At 62.0% G+C, this 15,043-nt stretch carries 12 protein-coding genes and 2 pseudogenes; 13 read left to right on the top strand and 1 reads right to left on the bottom strand.

Annotation, left to right across the window (positions count from 1 at the left end; all coding sequences use genetic code 11):
* Positions 1-468 precede the first annotated feature (468 nt).
* The 5 genes and pseudogenes from ACFQAU_RS20170 to ACFQAU_RS20150 all read left to right on the top strand — a co-directional run bounded on the left by ACFQAU_RS20170 (position 469) and on the right by ACFQAU_RS20150 (position 5,623).
* Positions 469-1,161, top strand: coding sequence for an acyl-CoA dehydrogenase (locus ACFQAU_RS20170; RefSeq protein ID WP_386284868.1), 693 nt, complete (start codon positions 469-471; stop codon positions 1,159-1,161).
* Entirely contained in the window at positions 1,158-1,808 is a 651-nt protein-coding gene (locus ACFQAU_RS20165; RefSeq protein WP_386284865.1) for a PIG-L deacetylase family protein, read from the top strand. Before ACFQAU_RS20170 ends, ACFQAU_RS20165 begins: the two co-directional genes overlap by 4 nt.
* A gap of 46 nt (positions 1,809-1,854) precedes the next feature.
* Positions 1,855-2,466 carry a class I SAM-dependent methyltransferase gene (locus tag ACFQAU_RS20160; RefSeq protein WP_386284862.1) on the top strand — a complete coding sequence of 204 codons (612 nt, stop codon included), beginning with the start codon at positions 1,855-1,857 and terminating at the stop codon, positions 2,464-2,466.
* A complete protein-coding gene (locus ACFQAU_RS20155) occupies positions 2,414-3,460 on the top strand; it encodes a glycosyltransferase family 2 protein (RefSeq protein WP_132445285.1) in 1,047 nt (348 codons plus the stop codon). Before ACFQAU_RS20160 ends, ACFQAU_RS20155 begins: the two co-directional genes overlap by 53 nt.
* 100 nt (positions 3,461-3,560) lie before the next feature.
* A pseudogene (locus tag ACFQAU_RS20150) lies at positions 3,561-5,623 on the top strand (catalase).
* Positions 5,624-5,660: 37 nt separating this feature from the next.
* Here the strand turns inward: ACFQAU_RS20150 and ACFQAU_RS20145 are convergent.
* The gene (locus tag ACFQAU_RS20145) at positions 5,661-6,443 is read right to left on the bottom strand and encodes an IclR family transcriptional regulator (protein ID WP_067936249.1); all 783 of its coding nucleotides are present in this window, start codon (positions 6,441-6,443) and stop codon (positions 5,661-5,663) included.
* Between the two features lie 165 nt (positions 6,444-6,608).
* Between ACFQAU_RS20145 and ACFQAU_RS20140 the strand changes: the two genes are divergently transcribed.
* From ACFQAU_RS20140 to ACFQAU_RS20105, 8 genes and pseudogenes are all read left to right on the top strand, one after another.
* Positions 6,609-7,676, top strand: a complete 1,068-nt coding sequence (locus ACFQAU_RS20140) for an ABC transporter substrate-binding protein (RefSeq protein ID WP_386284857.1) — start codon at positions 6,609-6,611, stop codon at positions 7,674-7,676.
* Complete coding sequence (locus tag ACFQAU_RS20135; protein WP_386285110.1) at positions 7,643-8,125, top strand: periplasmic substrate-binding domain-containing protein; 483 nt, start codon at positions 7,643-7,645, stop codon at positions 8,123-8,125. Before ACFQAU_RS20140 ends, ACFQAU_RS20135 begins: the two co-directional genes overlap by 34 nt.
* A 114-nt stretch (positions 8,126-8,239) precedes the next feature.
* Positions 8,240-9,157 carry an ABC transporter permease gene (locus ACFQAU_RS20130; RefSeq protein WP_132445294.1) on the top strand — a complete coding sequence of 306 codons (918 nt, stop codon included), beginning with the start codon at positions 8,240-8,242 and terminating at the stop codon, positions 9,155-9,157.
* A gap of 1 nt (position 9,158) precedes the next feature.
* Positions 9,159-10,061, top strand: a complete 903-nt coding sequence (locus ACFQAU_RS20125; RefSeq protein ID WP_120352353.1) for an ABC transporter permease — start codon at positions 9,159-9,161, stop codon at positions 10,059-10,061.
* A 3-nt stretch (positions 10,062-10,064) separates the two neighbouring features.
* Positions 10,065-11,063, top strand: a complete 999-nt coding sequence (locus tag ACFQAU_RS20120; RefSeq protein ID WP_132445297.1) for an ABC transporter ATP-binding protein — start codon at positions 10,065-10,067, stop codon at positions 11,061-11,063.
* Positions 11,060-12,052, top strand: a pseudogene (locus ACFQAU_RS20115) (ABC transporter ATP-binding protein). The gene ACFQAU_RS20120 and the pseudogene ACFQAU_RS20115 overlap by 4 nt, the downstream one beginning before the upstream one ends.
* A 4-nt stretch (positions 12,053-12,056) precedes the next feature.
* Positions 12,057-13,550, top strand: a complete 1,494-nt coding sequence (locus ACFQAU_RS20110) for a gamma-glutamyltransferase (RefSeq protein ID WP_386284851.1) — start codon at positions 12,057-12,059, stop codon at positions 13,548-13,550.
* A gap of 91 nt (positions 13,551-13,641) precedes the next feature.
* Entirely contained in the window at positions 13,642-15,036 is a 1,395-nt protein-coding gene (locus tag ACFQAU_RS20105) for a M20 family metallopeptidase (RefSeq protein ID WP_132445303.1), read from the top strand.
* Positions 15,037-15,043 lie beyond the last annotated feature (7 nt).

Below are 15,043 nucleotides of genomic sequence, written 5' to 3'. Positions count from 1 at the left end.
CCGTTTCATGAATGGGGGCTGAATCGTGATGCTTGATCTGGTGGTTATACCCGTGAGCGGCTGTCGGAAGCTGTCATGAACAGTGCGCCGCGTTTCGATCCTTTTCCGCCCAGTTCTCAACCGGATGTCCTTTCTCAAGCGGCCCGAAGCGCATTGCGCAAAGCGGCGCCGGACGAGGAGGCGGGCACGGCACCGATCAGCGCCTCCATCGAGATTCTGCGCGACGCGGGTCTGATGCTGGAAGACGGTGCTGCCTCCCCTGCGCACCGCCCATGCGCTGATGCAGATCGGTGCGGCCAATCTTAGCGTGGGGCGTTTGTGGGAAGGCCACGTTAACGCGCTGCGCCTGATCCGGCTCTACGGCAGTCCGGCACAGGCAGAACACGCAAAACAGGTGATCAAAGACGGCGGACTGTTGGGAGTCTGGGGGCCGATGGCGGCACGCCTGCAACGGCCGAGGGCGGTGTGTTGCAAGGTGAGAAGATCTTCGCCTCTGGTCTCGGCACCGTCACCCACGCGCTTATCTCGCTCAATTCCGGCCCCAAGGTGCAGCTTGCGCTGATTGATGTGACCGACCCGAGACGGGGCGATGCCACGCAATGGGACATGCTGGGGATGCGGGCCACGGCCTCGGGGACGTATAATTTCTCCGGGCTGCCCTTGGGCGAAGAGGCCCGGATTGGTGCCCCGGGTGACTACCTGAAAGAGCCGCATTTCGTCGGCGGGGTCTGGCGGATCGCGGCGCTTCAGGCTGGCGCGGCCGCGGGGTTGATCGATGCGGCGGCCAGCGCCCTGCGCGATATGGACCGGCTTGAGGCCGAAGCCCAATTGGCGCGACTGATGCAGGTCTTGATGCGGGTCTGGGCCGGGATGGCACTGGTCGAACGCGCAGGTCAGGCCAGCGTGGGCGACCACGAGGAAGAGACCATCGTCGGCACCTCCATCGCGGCGCGGCTCTACACCGAGGAAGTCGCCCTCGACACGATCAAAGCGGTTGAGCAAAGCCTCGGCCTGCGGCATTTCACGGCCTCATCCGAAACTGGCCGCATGGCGCGGGACCTGTCGGTCTACCTGCGCCAAGCAGCGCGAGACGCCTTTCTGCAACGCGCCGCGGGCCAGGCACTTTCCAGCGAAAAAGCGACTTGGGGTGTCTTTGGATGAGCCGCAACGCGCCTCTGGCCGATGCCCTGTCGGGCCGCGAAAAGATCGTGGTCTTGGCGCCCCATCCCGACGATGAAACACTCGGCTGCGGCGGCCTTTTGGCCCGTGCCTTTGCTGGCGCCGGGGCGCATGTCGTTTGCGTGACCGATGGCAGCGCCAGCCACCCCGCCTCTCGCGAATGGCCCCTGGAGCGATTGGCCGAAATGCGCCGCGGCGAGCTGATTGAGGCGATTGAAATCCTCGGCGGGGGCGCGGCGGACCTGACGTGGCTCGGCCACCCTGACAGCCGTTTGCATGAGGTTTCCGCCGCCGACATCCTGCCCGCGCTGGCAGCGCTGATCGACAGCCAAGCCGCGCGGCACGTCTTTGTTCCCGCCCGCGAAGACAAACATTGCGATCATCAGACAACCGCAAAACTGGCCGAGGCGTTGCGGGCGCAGCGCCCCGATCTGCATTTCCACAGCTACCCGGTCTGGAGCCGTTTTGACGATCCGAACTTCGCAGCGAACACCGCTGGCTACGCCCCCTCACCCTCGACACCGCCACCTACCGTGGGGCCAAAACCGCCGCGATCCGGGCGCATCGCAGCCAGCTTGGACAGGTCGTGCAAGACGACCCCCAAGGGTTTGTCCTGCCCGGTGCGATGATCGACCTTTTCGCGCAGCAAGATGAGATTTTCTGGAGGATGCCGTGATGGGCGTGGGGTTGGATCATCTTCAGGGTCTTTATGCCGAGACGAGCGATCCTTGGGGGTTTGAGCACAGCGCCTATGAGCAGGCCAAATTCGCGGCGACACGGGCGGCGCTTGCGCAAGATGGCTACCGCTCGGCCTTTGAGTTGGGCTGCGGCAATGGGCAATTGGCGCGGCACCTGATTGACCTTTGCGCGCGTTATACCGGGATGGACGCCGTGGCCAGCGCCCTCATCGCCGCGCGGCAAGCGGTGCCTGAGGGGCGGTTCATTCAAGGGTTCTATCCCGGCCCCCTGCCCGAGGGTGACTTTGATCTGCTGATCCTGTCAGAGGTGCTTTATTTTCTGGATCATCCGGGGCTGGAGCATCTGGCCTCCGACATCGCGACCCGTTGGCCACAGGCCGAGATCATCTGTGTGACTTGGCGCGGGGACACCGGGAACCCGCTTCAGGGAGAAGAGGCGCTCGAGGGCTTTGCACGTGCGCTCAGCACCCATGAATTCACCTGCGTGAGTGAGACCGAGAACTACCGCATCGACCGCGCGTTTCCGGGGAGCGGGCATGAGTTTCGAGCGCTGGAAGGACACTGCAATCATCATCCCCGCCCGGAATGAGGCGGAGCGGATCGGCGCCTGCCTGAGCGCCCTTGCCCCGCAGTGCAACGACCGTATCCGCGTGATCCTTGTGGTGAACAACACCGACGACGACACCGCCAAGATTGCCATGCTGGCGGCGGCGCGACATGGCATCGACCTTTCTGTGCTCGACCTCACCTTTCCGCCCGGCATGGGGGTCGGAGCGGCGCGGCGGAAGGGCGGCGCCGTGGCCATGGAACAGATGCCCCATCTGCGCCAGATCCTGACCACCGATGCCGATTGCCGCGTCAGCCCCGATTGGGTCGCCCGCAGCATTCAACACCTGCACCGCTACGATGCCCTTTGTGGCAGAGTGACGCTGAACCCCGAAGAAGCCGCCTGTTTGGCGGGGCAAGACCCCGGCCTAGAGGCCAATGAGTCCGCCTATCGCCGCTTGGTGCTGGAACTCTACGCCCGCCATGCCCCCAACTGCGCCGATCTGCAAAACAGCCACGGCGAAGCACCGGGGGCCAGCCTTGGCTTTACCCGCCCGGCCTATGAGGCCGTCGGCGGCTTCGCCCCGATCCCCTGCGGCGAGGACCGCGCGATCATCCGCGCCGCGCGGGCGGCGGGCCTTCGGGTGCATCACGCGGATGACATCTGGGTCGAAGCCTCTTGCAGGCTTGTCGGACGGGCGGCGGGCGGAATGGCGGATACCCTGCGTATTCGGCTGGCCGGAACGGAATATTTGGCCGACGACTGTTTGCCGAATGTAGCGACCCTTCTTGATCAGGTGCAGCGCGGCACTTTGGGGTGCTGGCCCGCACAGGTTCCGCAACCGCAGCGCGTCCCGGTCCGAGAACTGCCTGCGCATATCGCGAAGCTGCGCGCCTTTCTAAACCTGCCAGAGGGAGAGGAAGCAACCGCGTCGCCCGGTCAGGCGCCAGCCAATTGCTGGAGGGGCGAGAACTTTCCCGCTCAGGTCGCAGAAACATCGGAACCCCGCACCGCCGGGGCGGTTGAACTTTCATAGGGTCGGGCGATTGCCGCCCCTCTGGAGCGGCCATCTGTGCCCGCCACATATTAGCAAGAAATCCTCCCGATTATTTCCGGGGGCGCTGTGGAGAAAGATCATGACAGACAAAGAACTTGGCAAAGGCGGTGAACCCCGCCAGCAAACCACGGACCGTGAAAAGACGATGACGACCGCGCAGGGCGGTCCGATCGCGGATGATCAAAACTCGCTCAAAGCAGGCCCGCGCGGCCCGGTCTTGATGGAAGATCACGTTTTTCGCGAAAAGATGTTCCATTTCGATCACGAGCGCATTCCAGAGCGTGTCGTTCACGCCCGCGGCTACGGGGTGCATGGGCATTTCGAACTCAAAGAAGCGATCCCCGAGCTTTCTGCCGCTGATATTTTCCAGCGCGTCGGCGAAAAGACCCCGACCTTCACCCGCTTCTCAACCGTCGCGGGCAACAAAGGGTCCTTTGATCTGGCCCGTGACGTGCGCGGCTTTGCCACGAAGTTCTACACCAAAGAGGGCAATTGGGACTTGGTCGGCAACAACATCCCCGTGTTCTTCATCCAAGACGCGATCAAATTCCCCGACCTCATCCACTCTGTCAAACCCGCCCCCGACCGTGGTTTCCCGCAGGCGCAATCGGCGCATGACAACTTCTGGGATTTCGTGTCGCTCTCTCCCGAGGCGATCCACATGACTCTGTGGCAGATGTCTGACCGGGCGATCCCACGCTCCTTCCGCTTCATGGAAGGCTTTGGCGTCCACACCTTCCGGCTGGTCAATGCCGAGGGCAAATCCCATTACGTCAAGTTCCACTGGAAGCCCAAGCAAGGTGTGCAATCGGTGGTCTGGAACGAGGCGCTCAAAATCAACGGGGCGGACCCAGATTTCCACCGCCGCGACATGTGGGATGCCATCGACGCGGGCGATTTCCCGCAGTGGGATCTGGGCATTCAGGTCTTTGACGACGAATTCGCCGATAACTTTGAGTTCGACATCCTCGACGCGACCAAGCTGATCCCCGAAGAACAGGTGCCGGTGCGCATCATTGGCACGCTGACGTTGGATGCCAACGTCGACAACTTTTTTGCCGAGACCGAGCAGGTGGCCTTTTGCACCCAGAACATCGTGCGCGGGATCGACCACACGAATGACCCGCTGCTGCAAGGGCGGAACTTCTCGTATCTCGACACGCAGATCAAACGCCTCGGGGGCCGAACTTTACCCATATTCCGATCAACGCGCCGAAATGCCCGTTTCATCACTTCCAACAAGACGGCCATATGGCGATGCACAACCCCAAAGGCCGGGTGAACTATGAGCCCAACAGCTGGGGCGAAGATGGCGGCCCCCGGGAAAACCCGGAGATTGGGTTCAAGAGCTACGCGGAAGAGGTCAGCGGCACCAAACAGCGCGTGCGCTCTGAGACATTCGCCGACCACTACAGCCAAGCGCGGCAGTTCTACATCAGCCAGACAGAGATCGAACAGCAGCATATCGCGGCGGCCTATACGTTCGAACTGTCGAAATGTCAGGAAGAGCGCATTCGCCTGCGGATGCTGTCGCATCTGATGAACGTGCATGACGATCTGGCCAAACAAGTGGCCGAAGGTCTTGGCGTGACCGAGATGCCGGAACCGGCCACACCCGCCCGGACCCCGATCACCGATCTGCCGCCATCAGATGCGCTCAGCATTCTGAAAAACCCGCCGAACACTTTCGCGGGCCGCAAGCTGGGTCTGTTCCTGACGGAGGGCGCCGATGCGTCGATCGTGGAAGCCTTGGAGAAAACGTTCGCCGACGAGGGCGCGATGGTCGCGATCGTGACGCCGCATATCCAAGGGGTCACCCTGTCAGATGGCAGCACCCGCGCGGCGGATGAAAAGATCGACGGCGGGCCGTCGGTGGTCTTTGACGCGGTGGCCTTGGTCTTTGGCGACGAAAAGGCTGACAAGATCGCCAAGAACAAACCCTCGCAGGATTTCGTCTCGGACGCCTTTGCGCATAACAAATTCATCGCGTGGACCAAAGCCGCCGATCCGCTGCTCAATGCCGCCGGCGTTGAGAAGGACGAGGGCACGGTGGAAGTCTCTGCCGAGAATGCGGGTGACTTCCTTCAGTCCTGCCGCAAGCTGCGGTTCTGGCAGCGAGAAGAAAAGCTGAACTGGGAATAAGAAATCAAAGGCCGGGGCGAAATGCTCCGGCCTTTTTCTAGCGCCGATGCACCTGTGAGGATGGTGAAATCGCGTTCGCCGTGTCCTGCAACCGCGGCAGAATTTCGGCCCTGATCCGCTCGCGCGTCCAGGTGTGAGCCGAGACCGAACATTGCACCGCCGCAAAGGCGCGCCCGTCTGGGCCGGTGATCGGGCAAGCCACACCGATCTCTGACAGAATCATCTGATCGCTTGAAATCGCATGGCCATGTTGGACGGCCTCATTGATGCTGTTGCGGATCGTGGCGCGGTCCATCGTGGTGCGCGCGGTAAAGGGCTTGAGCGGCCAAGTCTCAATCGCCTCTTCCCGGTCTTCGGGCGAGAAGGTCGAGATGATCGCCCGCCCCGCCGATGTCGAAAGCGCAGGCAGCCGCCGCCCGATCACCGTCGCCGCGAAGTAGGTCCGTTGGCAGGGCAAGCGGCTGACGTAGATGATATGGTCCTTGGAAAGCTCGGCCAGATTCACCGTCTCACCGATCTCTTGGCTGAGGTCGATCAGCTTGGGAATCGCCTGCCCGACCAGTTGATCTGACCAGTAATAAGCATAGGCCAGTTCGAGCCATGCATGGGAGGGGCGATAGCGCCGGGTGGCCGGATCCTTCTCCAACATGCCTTCGATATGCAGCGTATTCGCAAGGCGTTGCACGGCACTTTTGTCCAGCCCGCTGCGCGCGGCCAGCTCTACCAGTGACAATTCCGTATGCGATTCATCAAAAGCGCGGAGCAGTCGCAGCCCCTTGGCAAGTGATCCCACATAGAGCGTATTTTGCTTCTTTTCCAATCACCTACCCCTGAAACCGGCCCAATTGTTCAAACCGGGGCTTGACGTATGCCAAGCTCATTGCGTTTACTAATCGTATAGCGATATCAAGTATTATTATATGATACGCTTCGCAAGTCAAAAACGATACGAAACCGAATTCGTAAACCAACAGGGGAGTTGACCATGAAATCCACGGTCCTGAAATCTACCATCACCGGCCTTATCCTTGCCGCCGCCACGGGTGCGGCTTGGGCGGACAAGGCAGACGACACGCTGAACGTCGCCTTCACCAAAGAACTTGAGAACGTCGACAGCTACTTCAACTCATCGCGCGAAGGCGTTGTGCTGCAGCGCGCCGTCTGGGACGGGTTGATCTACCGCGATCCGGTCAGCAACGAATACATGGGCAACCTCGCCACCGAATGGGAATGGATCGACGACACGACCATCGAATTCAAACTGCGCGAAGGTGTGAAATTCCACGACGGGTCGGACTTCACCGCCGATGACGTGGTGTTCACCGTCAACTACGTGGCCGATGAGGCCAACGGCGTGAAAACACAGCGCAACGTGAACTGGATGAAATCGGCCGAGAAGATCGACGATTACACCGTGCGGATCATGCTGAAAGAGAAATTCCCAGCGGCCATCGAATTCCTGTCCGGCCCCGTGTCGATGTACCCCAGCGACTACTACGAAGAAGCTGGCCCCGAAGGCATGGGCCTCAAACCCGTCGGAACCGGCCCTTACAAAGTGACCGAAGTCGTCCCCGGCCAGCACTTCAAACTGGAAGCCTACGAAGGCTACCATGACAGCCCCAAAGGCAAGCCCAGCATCAAAAACGTCGACATCCGCACCATCCCGGATGTGAACACCCAGATGGCGGAACTGTTCAGCGGGTCGCTCGACCTGATCTGGCAGGTGCCTTCGGACCAAGCCGAGAAACTGGCCGAGCGGGATGAGTTTCAGGTCTCCAACGAATCCACCATGCGTGTGGGTTATCTGACGTTGGATGCGGCGGGCCGTTCCGAAGACAGCCCCTTCACCGACATCCGCGTGCGCAAAGCGGTGAACCACGCGATCAACCGTCAGGAACTGGTCGACGCGCTGCTCAAGGGTAAGTCCAAAGTCGTCTACACCCCTGCTTCCCCAGCCAGTTTGGCTGCGACGAAGAGGCGGCGGTCGAGTATGAGTACAACCCCGAGAAGGCCAAGGAACTGCTGGCCGAAGCGGGCTATGAAGACGGTCTGACTATCGACTTCTATGCCTACCGCGACCGCGAATATGCCGAAGCGATCTCAAGCTACCTGAACGCTGTGGGCATCGATACCAACTTCAAGATGTTGCAGTATTCCGCCCTGCGTGAGCAGAACATGAAAGGCGAAACCGCCGTGTCGTTCCAGACATGGGGCAGCTATTCGATCAACGATGCCTCTGCCATGGTCAGCCAGTTCTTCAAACATGGCTCGCTCGACTATGCGATGGACGATGAGACGCTGGAATACCTCAACACAGCCGACAGCTCGACCGACCCAGAGGTCCGCAAAGAGAACTACTCCAAAGCGATCGAACGCATCACCGAGGAAGCCTATTGGGCGCCGATGTTCTCCTACAACACCAACTACGTGACCACCAACGAGGTGGACTACACGCCCACAGCCGACGAAGTTCTGCGCTTCACCACGGCCAGCTGGAAGTAAACCGATCCGCAGGGGCGCCGTGCTCGGTGCCCCTGCCCTGCTTTTTTCCGCACCCCACCCAGACCCACGCGGCAGGCCATCCGCCTGCGGCGCAGCCTCAAGGTAGTTGCACCCGTGCTTCAATTCATTCTCAAACGCTTGGGACTGGCCCTTCTCGTGGCCTTTACCGTGTCGTTTATCAGCTTTAGCCTGCTGTTCCTGTCGGGCGACCCCGCCGCAGCACTTGCGGGCGAAACCGCCAGTGGCGAAGACATCGAGGCGCTGCGCCGTCTCTACGGGTTCGACCGGCCCATGTTGGTGCAATATAGCGAATGGCTGTTCTCGGCCATTCAGGGCGATTTTGGCGAGAGCTACTATTTCCGCCTGCCGGTTGCCTCGCTCATTGCCGACCGTCTCAGTGTTACCATGATACTGGGCGTCTGCGGCATCACCTTCGCGCTGCTGACTGCCGTGCCGCTTGGCGTGGTCGCCGCGATCCGTCCCAATTCGATCATTGACCGTGTAGCGCTGTTCATCTCGGTCGCCGGGCAAGCGATGCCCAGCTTTTGGTTCGGTTTGATCCTGATTGTTGTCTTTGCGATCCAACTGGGCTGGCTACCGCCATCGGGCACCGAGACTTGGCGTCATTTCATTCTACCGACCATCGTGCTGGGCTATTACGCGATGCCCGCCATCATGCGCCTGACGCGCGCCGGGATGCTGGATGTTCTGAACTCCGACTATATCCGCACCGCGCGGGCCAAGGGGGCCAATGAACGCCGCGTGCTGTTCCGCCATGCGCTGCGCAACGCGATCATCCCGGTGGTGAGCCTTGCCGCCGTGCAGATGGGCTTCATGCTGGGCGGCTCCATCGTGGTTGAATCGATCTTTGCGCTGCATGGCGCAGGCTATCTGGCGTGGGAAAGCATCGCGCGGAATGACCTGCCCACCGTACAGGCACTGATCCTGATTTTCTCGATGTTCTACATCGTTTTCACCTTCCTCGCAGACGTGCTGAATGCATGGCTCGACCCCCGCATGAGGAGCAGCTGACATGATCACCGCTGGTACACATGACAGCCTTTTGGACGAAATCACCGGCCCGACCCCCGGCCAGATGCTGCGCAAGCGCGTCTTTGGGCACCAAGGTCTGCTGATCGGGGCGATCGTTCTGATCATCCTCACGATCATCGCGATCCTCGCCCCATGGATCGCACCCCATGACCCCTATGCGCAAAGCCTGATGACCCGGATGGAGCCGCCTGTGTTCCTTGGCGGCGATTGGGAGCATCCCTTGGGCACCGACCACCTTGGCCGCGATTATCTGTCGCGCCTGATCTATGGTGCGCGGATTTCCCTGTTGATCGGGGCCGTGGCGGCGCTGATCTCGGGCGTGATTGGCACGGCCATGGGCGTGGCTGCGGGCTACTTCGGTGGCAAAGTCGATGCGGTCGTGACCTTCCTGATCAACGTACGTCTGGCGATGCCGGTGGTGCTGGTGGCCCTCGCGGTTGTGGCGATCCTTGGCGGTTCGCTACAGGTCGTGATCGGCGTTCTGGGTCTGCTGCTCTGGGATCGTTTCGCCGTGGTGATGCGCGCCTCGACCATGCAGGTGCGGCGGCGCGAATACGTGGCGGCGGCTCAGGTCATCGGTGCCTCCACCCCGCGCATCCTTTTGTCTGAGATCATGCCCAATATCGCCAACAATCTGATCGTTGTCGTGACGCTGGAAATGGCCCACGCGATCCTGCTGGAAGCGGCACTGTCGTTCCTTGGCCTTGGGGTGCAACCGCCGACGCCAAGCTGGGGACTTATGGTCTCTGAAGGTAAGAACATGATGCTGTTCGAGCCGTGGCTTGTGCTGATCCCCGGTGCCGTCCTCTTTGTGCTGGTGCTGGCGATCAACCTGATGGGTGACGGCCTGCGCGACGTGACCGCCCCCGAAAACCGGAGCTGACCCATGACAGAACCACTTCTGAGCGTCCGCAACCTGCGGCTCGACATTCCCACGGGCAGCGGCACCCTGCATGCGGTGCGTGGGATCGACTTTGACCTTAACCGTGGCGAGACCCTGTGTATCGTTGGCGAAAGCGGGTCGGGCAAATCGCTCACCTCGCTCGCGCTGATGGGGCTTTTGGGCAAATCCATCAAGCGAAACGCGGATCGGATGACCTTTGACGGGACCGAGTTGACCACCGCCAGCCAAGGCCAGATGCGCAAACTGCGCGGCGCGCGGATGGCGATGATCTTTCAAGAGCCGATGACCTCGCTGAACCCCGCCTATACGATCGGCGACCAATTGGCCGAGGCGCTGCTCTTGCACCGCAAGGTCAGCCGCCAGCAGGCGCGGGACCGGGCGATTGAATTGCTGGAGAAAGTCGGCATCACCGCCGCAGAGAGCCGTCTTTCGCAGTATCCGCACCAGCTCTCGGGCGGTCTGCGCCAGCGTGTGATGATCGCCATGGCGCTGATGTGCGAGCCGGAACTGATCATCGCGGATGAGCCGACAACCGCGCTCGACGTGACGATCCAAGCACAGATCCTGCGGCTGCTGCACGATCTTGGCCGCGAGATGAACATGGCGGTGATCTTGATCACCCATGACCTCGGTGTCGTGGCCCGCGTGGCCGACAAGGTCGCCGCGATGTATGCGGGCGAGTTGGTTGAGACCGGCCCGGTGGGCGACATCTTTGGCGCCCCCTCGCATCCCTACACCCGCGGGCTGCTGCGCTGCATCCCACTGCCCGGCAAGACCGACCGCGGCGCGAAACTGGGCACCATCCCGGGCATCGTGCCCTCGCTCGTGGGCGAGGTCGAGGGCTGCGTCTTCCGCACCCGTTGCCCCCATGCGGTTGCCGAATGCCGGGGCGAGATCCCGAAAAGAGAGGAGGGCAGCCACGCCTTCCGCTGCATTTTCCCCGATGGCAAACGCCATTCCGAGAAGGAGCTGACCGTATGAAGGACAGCGTAAACACCCCCGGTGCTGGAGCTTTCGGGCGTCAGCAAGACCTACCGGGTGAAACAGGGCATGTTCGGCAAGGTCAAACCGCTGACGGCTGTGAACGACGTATCGCTGCAACTGGGCAAGGGGAGGTGCTGGGCCTCGTCGGCGAATCCGGTTGCGGTAAATCCACCCTCGCCAAGATCCTTTTGGGGCTGGAACAGCCCACCGCCGGTCATGTCAAAATCGACGGCGAAGAGATCACGCAGCAGGGTCGTCTGGCGCTGGCGCGGCGCATCCAGCCGATCTTTCAAGACCCTTATTCCTCGCTCAACCCACGCAAAAGCATCTATGACGTGATCTCCCTGCCCCTGCGCGTGCATGGCATCGGTGATGAGGCCAGCCGCAAGCAGAAGGTCAAAGAAATCCTCGACGTTGTCGGCCTGCCGCAGCGGGTGATGAACACCTACCCCAGCCAGATGTCGGGCGGCCAACGCCAACGTGTGGCGATTGCCCGCGCGCTGATCATGAAGCCCGAGGTGGTGATCTGCGACGAGCCGACCTCGGCGCTGGATGTGTCGGTGCAGAGCCAAATTCTTAACCTTCTGGGCGAGCTGCGCGAAGAATTCGGCCTGACTTACCTCTTCATCAGTCACGATCTTGCGGTGGTCGAACACCTCGCCACGCGCGTGGCGGTGATGTATCTGGGCGAGATCGTGGAGCAGAACTCGGTTGCCGGGCTCTTCGACGCCCCGCGTCACCCCTACACACAGGCGCTGCTGAAATCTGTCCTGACGCCCGAGCCGGGTTTGGGCGTGCCGGACACGCAGCTTGGCATGGCCTACCCCAACCCGATCGCGCCGCCGCCGGGCTGCCACTTCCATCCCCGTTGCCCGCGTGCGACGGACCTCTGCACGCAAAAGGCCCCGCGTCACACCCCGATCCCGCAGGGGCATGTCGCCTGCCATTTGCACGATCCGGAAACCCCCATGTACGAGCAAGAGTAATCCCATGTCATCGAACCTGTCGCACAGCAGTCAAACCCGCAAAACCGTCATCGAAACCGAACATGGCGTCGTCGCTGCACAGCACCGTCTGGCAGCAATCGCGGGGGCCGAAGTTCTCGCGGCGGGGGGCGATGCGGTAGACGCGGCCGTGGCCACCTCATTCGTCATCGGGGTGCTGGAGCCATGGATGAGCGGCCCTGCCGGGGGCGGGGCAATGATGCTTTGGCGCGCTAAAGAAGGTCAGGCCCATGCGCTAAACCACGGTATGCGCAGCCCCGGCGCGCTAGACCCGGCGAACTATCCGCTCAGCGGGCGCGGCAAGGCGGGCGATCTGTTCCCGTGGGAGCATGTCGAAGGCGACCGTAACGTGCAGGGTGCTACGGCAATTGCCGTGCCGGGTGTGGTCGATGGGTTGGGCCGGGCGCATGAACGTTTCGGCAAAATGCCTTGGGCCGAGCTGCTTGTCCCAGCAATTGAACATGCCCGGCAGGGTCTGTTGGTGGATTGGTATGCCGCACTCGTCATCGCCTCTTGCACCCGCGAATTGGCCAAAGATGCCGACGCTGCGGCGGTTTTCCTCGAAGATGGGCAATGGCCGACGATCAGCGGTTGGACCGCGCTGGCCGAAAAACGGCTGGATCAATCGCGCATGGCCGACAGCCTTGACCAGATCGCGCGGCACGGGGCGCGCGCGCTTTATGATGGAGACCTCGGGGCCGCGATGGCGCGGGATGTGCAGGAGAAAGGCGGCTGCCTCAGCCGCGACGACCTGCAAGCCTACCGGGCCGAGTTCCACGCACCGCTCGATTTCGCCTACCGCGACGCGCGGTTCCATGTCGTGCCGGGGCTGACCGCTGGCCCGACCTTCCGCGATACCTTTGCCTCGCTGGAAACCGAAGACCTCGGCAGCGCTCCCGGCCCCGACAGCTATGCCGCGATGGCTGCGGCGCTAAAGGGCGCTTATGCGCGGCGGCTCGGATCGATGGGCGACACCGGCGAAAGCCCCGAGGCCCCGGGCTGCACCACGCATTTCTCGGTCGTCGACCGTCACGGCAATATGGTGGCGCAGACCCAGACACTGCTGTCGATCTTCGGCTCGCGGGTCGTCTCGCCGTCGACCGGGTTTTTGATGAACAACGGCATCATGTGGTTCGATCCCGTTCAGGGCCGCCCAAACTCGCTCGGCCCGGACAAACGCTGCTTGATGAACGTCTGCCCGGTGGTCGGCGAACAGGGTGAAAAACGCTTTGCCTTTTGGCCTCCGGCGGGCGCAAGATCCTCGGCGCGGTGGCGCAATTGTCGTCCTTCGTCACCGATTTCGACATGTCGTTGGAGGAAAGCTTCCACGCGCCCCGGATCGACGCTTCGGACGCGAACCAACTCATTGCCGACGAAGACCTGCCGCGCGATGTGCTGGACCGTCTGCGCGAAGACAGCACCGTCGCCGAAACAAAGCGCACGATCTTTCCCTACGCCTTTGCCTGCCCGGCAGGTGTAATGCGCGACGCGGGGCGCAATTCCGGCTGCACCGAGATCATGTCGCCCTGGGGCGACGCCGTTTCCGAAGATATGACAAAGGACCTTTAAGCATGACCCGCGACAGCGCGATCCAAGCGATCACGACCTATTTCGACGACGGCACATTCCAATCCGAATTGGGCACCCTCGTCTCTTACGAGACCGAAAGCCAGAACCCCGACCAAGCGCCTGAACTCATGCGCTACCTGACCGAGACGATGAAGCCGCGCCTGACCGCGATGGGCTTTACCTGTTCGCTGCACGACAACCCCGACCCACGCGGCGGGCCGCTTTTGGTCGGTGAGCGCCGCGAGGGCGACGATCTGCCGACCGTGCTGACCTATGGCCATGGCGACGTGATCCGCGCCCAAACCGACCAGTGGCGCGAGGGGCTGCATCCCTTCAAACTGGTTGAGGAAGGCGACAAGCTGTATGGTCGTGGCACCGCCGACAACAAAGGCCAACACCTGATCAATATCGCGGCGCTGGAAGCCGTGCTGAAGACCCGCGGCAAGCTGGGGTTCAACTGCCGCATCGTGATCGAGATGAGCGAAGAGACCGGCAGCGCGGGCTTGCCAGAGTTCTTTACCGAACATCGCGAGAAGCTGACGGCGGATGTGTTGATCGCCTCGGACGGGCCGCGCCTGCAACCCGATGTGCCGACCATGTTCATGGGCTCGCGCGGCGGGGTCTCTTTCGATCTGATCATCGACAAACGCGACGGGGCGCATCACTCGGGCAATTGGGGTGGCTTGCTTGCCGATCCGGCGATGATCTTGGCCCAAGCGCTGGCGACCATCACCGACAAACGCGGGCAAATCCAGATCGCTGAATGGCGCCCTGACAGTCTGACACCTTCGGTCCGCGACGCGCTGAAAGACCTGCCGATCGAAAGCGATGATGGCCCCGCCATCGACACCGACTGGGGCGAAGAAGACCTGTCCCCGGTCGAGCGCGCCTATGGCTGGAACAGCTTTGCCATTCTCGCGATGAAAAGCGGCGTCCCCGAAGCGCCGGTCAACGCGATCTCGGCCTATGCCACCGCCACCTGCCAATTGCGTTATGTGGTCGGTACCGATCCCGAAGACATCTTGCCCGCGCTGCGCCGCCACCTTGATAAACACGGGTTTGAGGAGGTGCGGATCGAGCCGCATGACCGTGGCTTCTTCCGCGCGACGCGGCTGGATGCGGATCACCCTTGGGTGAAGTTCGTGGCGGCCTCCCTCACGAAAAGCGCCGGAAAAGCGCCACATATCCTGCCGAACCTTGCAGGCTCCCTGCCCAACGACAGTTTCAGCGATATTCTGGGTCTGCCGACGGTCTGGGTGCCGCATTCCTATCGCAGCTGTTCGCAGCACGCGCCGGATGAACATGTGCTGAAACCCGTCTGCCGCGATGCGCTGCGGGTGATGGCGGGCGTGTTCTGGGACCTGGGCGACGGCAATACACCGCCGCGTGCCGCGTGAGAACAAA

Origin of the sequence: Sulfitobacter profundi (assembly GCF_042661425.1) — a bacterium.
GTDB classification, from domain to species: Bacteria; Pseudomonadota; Alphaproteobacteria; order Rhodobacterales; family Rhodobacteraceae; genus Sulfitobacter; species Sulfitobacter profundi.
This window is presented reverse-complemented; position numbering and strand designations above follow the sequence as displayed.